The organism is Stenotrophomonas sp. 3diitr2024 (genome assembly GCF_042136455.1).
Classification (GTDB): Bacteria; Pseudomonadota; Gammaproteobacteria; order Xanthomonadales; family Xanthomonadaceae; genus Stenotrophomonas; species Stenotrophomonas sepilia.
Window position 1 is genome coordinate 1 of sequence record NZ_JBHHMJ010000368.1, and the last position, 6952, is coordinate 6952.

The 6952-nt window shown below is 68.5% G+C and carries 5 protein-coding genes; 4 read left to right on the forward strand and 1 reads right to left on the reverse strand.

All coding sequences use genetic code 11. The annotated features are described in order from the left end of the window. The first annotated feature begins 88 nt into the window (after positions 1-88). Entirely contained in the window at positions 89-490 is a 402-nt protein-coding gene (locus ABGA94_RS09275) for a cytochrome c family protein (protein WP_053497753.1), read from the forward strand. On the opposite strand, the gene ABGA94_RS09280 is transcribed toward ABGA94_RS09275, so the two are convergent. Continuing rightward, a complete protein-coding gene (locus tag ABGA94_RS09280) occupies positions 484-4083 on the reverse strand; it encodes an ATP-binding protein (protein ID WP_005420805.1) in 3600 nt (1199 codons plus the stop codon). The genes ABGA94_RS09275 and ABGA94_RS09280 overlap by 7 nt on opposite strands. 75 nt (positions 4084-4158) lie before the next feature. Between ABGA94_RS09280 and ABGA94_RS09285 the strand changes: the two genes are divergently transcribed. The 3 genes from ABGA94_RS09285 to ABGA94_RS09295 all read left to right on the forward strand — a co-directional run bounded on the left by ABGA94_RS09285 (position 4159) and on the right by ABGA94_RS09295 (position 6878). Further along, entirely contained in the window at positions 4159-4797 is a 639-nt protein-coding gene (locus tag ABGA94_RS09285) for a response regulator transcription factor (RefSeq protein WP_005420808.1), read from the forward strand. A 435-nt stretch (positions 4798-5232) separates the two neighbouring features. Continuing rightward, on the forward strand, positions 5233-5625 hold the full coding sequence (locus tag ABGA94_RS09290) for a glycine zipper 2TM domain-containing protein (protein ID WP_134955544.1): 393 nt from the start codon (positions 5233-5235) through the stop codon (positions 5623-5625). Positions 5626-5753: 128 nt separating this feature from the next. Further along, on the forward strand, positions 5754-6878 hold the full coding sequence (locus ABGA94_RS09295; protein WP_375367100.1) for a phosphotransferase enzyme family protein: 1125 nt from the start codon (positions 5754-5756) through the stop codon (positions 6876-6878). Positions 6879-6952 lie beyond the last annotated feature (74 nt).

A 6952-nucleotide genomic window follows, 5' to 3' on the forward strand; every position in this document is an offset into this window, starting at 1 on the left:
GCCCGAACTACTCGGGCATGTGATCGCCCCGGGCTGCGACCGCGTGTCGCAGTCCGGCCGCTCCACCGCACCGCTATCCTGCCCGCCCATGCGTGCCTCCCGCCTGCTCACCACCGTTGCCGTGGCCCTGCTTGCCACGGCCTGCCAGCGCCCGCCTGCGGCGCCGGCGACGCCCGAACAGGCCCGCCAGCAGGCCATGCAGCGCGCGTTCGAACTGTGCGCCGGCTGCCACACCGTGCAGCCTGGCGGCATCCACCGCTTCGGCCCCAACCTGCACGGCGTGATCGGCCGTCGCGCCGGCAGCCTGCCCGATTACGGCTATTCCGACGGCATGCGCCGCGCCGACATCACCTGGAGCGCGCAGACCCTGGACGCGTTCCTGCAGTCGCCCACCCACGTGGTGCCCGGCACGCGCATGTACAACGCCTTTCCCAGCGCCGAACGCCGCGCGCTGGTGATCGCCTACCTGCAACAGCAGTCGGCTCAGTGAGCCAGTCGCTGCAGCTGATGCTGCAGCCTTGCCACGAACGCCGTTACAGCGGCGAATACCGGTGCCGGATCGGCCTCGGTCGCATCCTGCAGGCGCTCGACCAGCGCGTTGGCCTGCCCGGCCAGTGCGCTTGCCCCGATCGCCCCCAGACCGCCCGCCTGGCGATGCAGGTGGAGCGCCGCAGTCGCGCGGTCACCGGCCCGCACGGCGCGCTGCACCGCCGCCAGATCACTTTCACTGGCCTGCAACAGGCTGTCGCGCAGCTGCTCAGCCACGGCGCGCGAGCCATAGCGCTGCTGCAGGGTGGCCAGATCAGGCAGCACTTCAGCGTCGTCGGCGACAGTCTCCTGCACCGGCGCATCGAATGACTGGCCCTGTGCCTGCGGCAGCCAGCGCAGCAGCGCGGTGCGCAGCGTGGCCAGCGACAGCGGCTTGGCCAGCACCTCGTCCATGCCGGCTTCGCGGCAGCGGCGCGCATCGTCGTCCAGCACGCTGGCGGTCAGCGCCAGCACCGTCAGCCGCGGCTGGCCGGTACGGCCCTCGCGCTCGCGCAACAGGCGGGTGAAACCGAAGCCGTCGAGTACCGGCATGCGGCAGTCGGTAATGACCAGGTCGAAGGCCTCCGATGACAAGCGGTCCAGTGCCTGCTGGCCATCGCCCAGCAGCACATGGGGTACGCCCAGCTGCTGCAGCCGCCACGCCATCATCGCCTGGTTGGTCGGGTGGTCCTCGATCACCAGCACGCGTGCCTCGCGCAACGCCGGCGGCAGCAGCGCCGCCTGCTCCTGCTCCGCAACCAGCGCTTCAACGTCACCCCTGCCTGCCTCCACCAGCGCCAGCCGCACCTCGGCGCGGGTGCCCTCGCCCAGCGTGCTGTGCAGCTCCAGCTCGCCGCCCATCATCTGCACCAGGCGCTGGCAGATGCTCAGGCCGAGGCCGGTACCACCATGGTCGCGCTGGATGTAGGCACCGGCCTGGGTGAACGGCGCAAACAGGTGCTGCAGCTGTTCCGGTGCGATTCCGATGCCGGTGTCGGTGACGCTCAGGCACAGCGGCTGGCTGCCGTCGTCGGCGGTCGGGCCCAGTACCTCCAGCTGCAGCCGCACTTCGCCGCGCGCAGTGAACTTGATGGCATTGCTGAGCAGGTTGAACACGATCTGGCGCAGGCGCACGCCATCCACTTCGTGCGCTGCCGCCAGCTGAGGGTCGATCTGCACATGCAGCTCCAGCCCGCGTGCACTGGCCTGCGCCGACATCAACCGGCACACGCTTTCCAGCAGCGGCCGCAGCGGTTGCGGTACCGGCTCCAGGCGCAGTGCACCCGCTTCCAGCCGCGAGTAATCGAGGATGTCGTCGAGGATCTGCCGCAGCATCTGCGCCGAATCCTCGATCACGCCGAGGATGCGCTGCTGCTCGCTGTCCAGCGGTGAGTGTGCCAGCACCTCCAGCATGCCCAGCACGCCGCTCATCGGCGTACGGATCTCGTGGCTCATCGTGGCCAGGAAACGCGATTTGGCCTCAGCGGCCTGCTCGGCGTCCGCCTTCGCCGCCGCCAGTGCATCGGCCTGCATCCGCGCCTCGCTTACATCCACCCAGTACCCGCTCCAGATCACCGCGCCTTCTTCGGCGGCGTAGGGATGGGCCTGGCTGCGCACCCAGCGCACGCCTTCCCCGTCGCTGCGCAGGCGGAACTCCAGGATCAACGGCGCGAACTGGTGCGCGGCCTGCTCGATGGAATGCAGGATGCGCGCGCGGTCCTCCTGCTCGACGCGTTCCAGCAACACCCTCGCATCCTGTTCGGCCTGCTGCCGGGTGATACCGAACAACGCAGGCAGGTCGCCGGCGATGAACGGGAAGCTCAGCGTGCCATCGGCATCGCGACGGGCCTGGTAGACCACCGCCGGCAGGTTGTCGGTCACCTCGGCCAGGCGCTGCTCCAGCTGGCGGCGTCCTGCCACCTCACGGCGCAGCCGCCAATGGCCCACGCCATGCACCAGCAGTGCGGTCAGCAGCACCATCAGCACGGGCACGCCCCACCGCAGCAGATTGCTCCAGTCGACCCCATTGCGGTACTCCACCGCCAGCCAGGCGCTGCGCAACGCCTCGCGCTTGCGTGGGGTCATCTGCAGCAGCAGGCGATCGAAGGTCGTGGCCAGGGCCGCATGGCGGCGATCCACCGCCAGCGCCAGCTGGTCGTTGAAACCGGCCGGAGCCGCGACCTGCATCCGCCCCGGGAAACGGCTGCGCAGCAGGTGATCGACCACGGCAAGGTTGCCCACATAGGCATCGGCTTCACCCTCAAGCAGGCGCTGCAGCGCCTGCTCGGCACTCCGCGCAGCAATGATCCGGGCCTGCGGCGCCTGTTGCTGCACATAGCCACGCACGCGCTCCGGGTCGGACAGCAGCACGCGCTTGCCCTGCAGGTCGGCCAGGCCCAGCAGCGATTCGCCATCGCTCCTGACCACAATCACGTTCGGCACGCTGATGAAGGGCTGGCTGAACACCCAGTCCGGGCCCAGGTAGCGCGAATCAACGGGTATGCCCATCACCGCCTGCAGTTCACCGCGGCGGGCCTTCTCACGCACCTCGTACCAGTCGTGGCTGTTCTCGACCTTCAGGTTGGCGCCGGCCTGCATCAGGCGCTGCAGGTACTCGCTGGCCAGGCCACTGGGCCGGCCATCCTCGCCGGTGAACGACAGGGGCGCGGCATTCGGCGCGAAACCGATCATCAGCGGCTGCTCCAGCACACGCTTCTCGGCCTGGCTCAGCGCCAGCTGCGCCGATGCCGACCAGTGCGGCGGTGACAACCAGCGTTGTGCGAGGGCATCGCGCTGGGCCTGGCTGGTCGCGGCCAGCGCCAGGTCCAGGGCTTCGGCCAGGGGTTGCTTGCTGTTGGGAATGCCGAAGTGCAACCGTTCGGGGGGCAGGTCGCTCGGCCGCAACAGCGCCACGCCCTGCAGGCGCCGGCTGGCAATCAGCTCGGTGGCGACGAAGGCATTGCCGATGTAGACGTCCGCTTTGTCGTCTATGACCATCTGCAATGCGCTCAACGTGTCGTTTGCGACAAGCTGGCGGGCACGCGGGAATCGGGCGCGCACCTGCGGACCGGTCAGGAAGTCCTGTTCGATCACCACCCTCAGCCCATCCAGGTCCGGCATGTCGGAGGCACGCAGGTCATCGGGCCGGCCCACCAGAGCGAGCGGCGCCTCACTGTAGGCCGCGGTATAGACCATGCAGCGGGTGCGGTCGGCACTGAGGCCGACATTCATCACCACGTCGATTTCGCCACGACATGCCGCATCCAGCACGGATGTCCAGTCCGGATAGCGGCGCGCCTCGACCTTCACACCGAGCTGGCGAGCAAGATGCGACAGGTAGTCCGGTCCCAGTCCGACCTGCTCGCCATCACGGAGGGACTCGAAGGGCGGCCAGCCGCTGTCATACTGCCCGACAACGATGGTCGGATGCGCCACCAGGTATTCGCGCTGCAACGGGCTGAGCGGCAGCAGGCCAGGGGCCGGCTGTGCCTGGGCCACGGGCAGCGCCAGCACCGCCAGCAGCAGGAGCAGCCCGCGAACAGCCCACCTACGCATCTGCGTCGATCTCCTAGAATCCTGCCAGGGACCGCGATGGTCGCGGTCCGGCGTGCCCGATGGCCATACTAGAGCATGAGCTTGCGCATCATCATCGCAGACGATCACCCCGTGGTCCGTATCGGTACCCGCGCCGTCATCGAGTCGAGCGGCGTCGGCCGCGTGGTCGGCGAGGCCGACAGCGCGCAGGCGCTGATGACCCTGCTCGCCAGCCAGCCCTGTGACCTGCTGGTCACCGACTACTCCATGCCGGGCAGCCCGCAGGCCGACGGCTTCGCCATGATCGGCATGATCCGCCGCCGCCATCCCGACCTGCCGGTGCTGATGCTCAGCGTCTCCAGCAACCTGGCGATCCTGCGCATGGTGCTCGACAGCGGCGTGCTCGGCCTGGTCGACAAGAGTTCGTCGATGGACGAACTGCCACAGGCCATCCAGTCGGTCTACCGCGGCCAGCCCTACATCAGCCGCAGCCTGCGCGAGCGGGTGGAAGCGGCCGGCAGCTGGCGCATGCGCGAGGGCGACGGCAAGCCGCTGTCCCCGCGCGAGGTGGAGGTGCTGCGCTTGCTCGGCACCGGCATGACGGTAAAGGAGATTTCGCTGCTGCTGCACAAGAGCGTCAGCACCATCAGCCGGCAGAAGGGCGATGCGATGCTCAAGCTGGGGCTGAAGGGCGATGCCGAATTGTTCGACTATCTGCGTGACGGGAAAATCTGAGACGCGATTCACATAATAGCCCCGGCAACAATGCGAGGTCGAAGGAGTCGACCGGCGCATGTCCGGCCGCCAGCGGGCAGAGCCTGGCGCTTCGCAGCGGTGCGGTGCAGAGCGCGCCTGACGTGCTGCAGCCGCAGCAGGAGACCCCGCAGGAGCAGGCGCGGCAGGCCCAGAAGGCGATGGGCGTCGGACATGCCAACGCCCTGGCAGAGAAGGGCGGGGCCGCCCCTGCGGCCCTTTCCTTTCCGCCAGCTGAGCGGCCGCAGCCGCTTTCAGCCTTGCTTCATGCCGCCTGCCGCTAGATGAATGCGCAAGCCGCTCGGTGCACCAGGCAATGTTCCGGCAATGTTGGAACGCCAGCGTGGACATCACGGCAGCCGGGGCGCCCCGCGCCCTCCCTGCCCAGCGTGGCATGCACCTCACAGGAGAACGAACATGCTCAGTACTTCCACACTCAGCTTCCGTGGTCTGGCGATGGCTCTGGCGATGGTTGCCGGTGTCGCCGTGGTCAGCGATGCCAGCGCGATGTCGAGGAAGGACAAGCGCACCCTGGTCGGCGCCGTGGTCGGTGGCGTGGCCGGCAACCTGCTCTCCAACGGCGACCCTGCGGCCACCGTCGGCGGTGCCGTGGCCGGTGGCGCAATCGGCAATCTGACCACCTCCGACCGCCGCGACCGTCGCTATTACGACAATCGCTACGACCGCCGTTACGATCGTGGCTACTACCGCAGCGGCTACTACAACCGTGGCGACGACCGCCGCTGGCAGCGCGAGCGTTATTACGACAACCGCTACTACCACGACCGCGGTCGCCATCGCGGCTGGTAAGCGGCACGGCGGCGTTACCCTGCCGATGGCAGAAACGGGCGGGTCGATGACCCGCCCGTTTGCGTTGGCCGCGCGCATGGCGTTGAATGCGCAGCCTTGGATGTGACTTTCCCCTCTCGGGCTGCGGCATGACGTCTACCTCCCACCGCGTGCAGGGCCTCAACAACGACGAGGTCGCTGCCGACTGGCCACCGATCAGCGCGGCGGACATCGCGTGGTTGCGACAGTGCTATCCGCAGCTGGACAGCGGCAGCCAACCGCGCTGGCACAGCCCGCGACCGCTGTCGGCTGCCGCCATCGTCGATGGCACGCGCGGCGCGGTATTCATCAAGCGCCATCACCACAGCGTGCGCAACGCGGCCTGCCTGGAAGAAGAACACCGCTTCATCGCCCATCTCGACGCTGCTGGCGTGCCGGTGACGCAGGTGCTGGCAGCGACCGATGGTCACACCGCGGTCGAACACGGTGACTGGACGTTTGAACTGCACGACGTCGGCGCAGGCGATGACCTGTACCGCGACGCGGTGTCGTGGTCGCTGCTGACCGATGTCGCGCAGGCCCACGAAGCCGGACGCGCACTCGCACAGCTGCATCGCGCCGCCGCCAGCTACCACGCGCCCCAGCGCAGCACCCATCTGCTGGTGGCGCGCGACGACCTGATCCGCGCCGACGATCCGATCGCCGCAATCAAGGCAGGTCTGCACGCGCGCCCCGGCCTGGCCCGCTATCTCGCGCGCATTCCGTGGGAAGCACAGCTGCGGCGTGACGTGCTGCCGTGGCACACGGGACTGGCCGAGCGCCTGCGCGACGAACCACGGCTGTGGGCGCACAACGACTGGCATGTCTCCAACCTGCTGTGGCGCGACGGGCAGGTCAGCACCGTGCTGGATTTCGGCCTGGCCTCGCCCACCAGTGCACTGTTCGACCTGGCTACCGCAATCGAGCGCAACGCCGTGGCATGGCTGGAGCTGGAGCGCGGCATGGAGGCGGTGCGCATCGATATCGCGCTGGCGTTGCTCGATGGCTACCGCCAGGTGCTGCCGCTGTCGGCGGCACGCGTGCACCTGCTGGCCGACCTGCTGCCGATGGTGCATTTCGACTTCGCACTGTCCGAAGTGGAGTATTTCGAGGGCGTCACAGGCTCGACCGCCAATGCCGACGTGGCGTGGCAACCCTTCATGCTGGGGCACCCGGCGTGGTTCCATTCCGCCCCGGGGCAGGCACTGCTGCAGGCCCTGCACGCCGCCGCGTGATCCGGTTGATGCAGCGTTGGGGTCAGATCCCTTTCCGCAGGAAAGGGATCGTCCGTGGCTTCACCCGCGATGTG